The organism is Streptomyces alkaliphilus, assembly GCF_014141535.1.
Lineage (GTDB): Bacteria > Actinomycetota > Actinomycetes > Streptomycetales > Streptomycetaceae > Streptomyces > Streptomyces alkaliphilus.
Map to the genome: position 1 here is coordinate 1 of NZ_VKHT01001708.1, position 485 is coordinate 485.

The 485-nt window shown below is 77.3% G+C and carries 1 protein-coding gene; it reads left to right on the plus strand.

What is annotated here, in order from left to right; genetic code table 11:
• The coding region (locus FNQ90_RS26430; protein ID WP_323380201.1) for an AlkA N-terminal domain-containing protein at positions 1 to 485 on the plus strand (485 nt) is incomplete at both ends.

Here is a 485-nt window from a genome sequence, read left to right on the forward strand (position 1 = left end):
GACCGGGACCGCCCCGACACCGGGGGAGGAGCTGCGCCTGCGCCTGCCCCACCGCGGCCCCCTCGCCGTCCGCGAACTCCTCGACTTCCTCACCCGGCGCGCCGTCCCCGGCATCGAGGAGACCTCCGGCCCACCCGGTGCCCGCCGTTACCGCCGCACCCTGCCCCTCCCGCACGGTCACGCCGTGCTGGAACTCCGCGAGGACGAGGCGCTGCGCGGCGCCGGGTCGGGGTCCGGCGACGGGAACGACACCGCCGGCGGACGACTGCCGGTCCTGGTGCGACTGACCGACCACCGCGACCTGACCGCCGCCGTCCAGCGCGTGCGGCGCCTGTTCGACCTGGACGCCGACCCCTTCGCCGTCACCGAACGCCTCGGTGACGACCCGCTGTTCGCCGAGGCCGTACGGCTCCGCCCCGGCCTGCGCTCACCGGGCGCCGTGGATCCCGTGGAGGTCGCGGCCCGGGCGGTGCTCGGCCAACAGG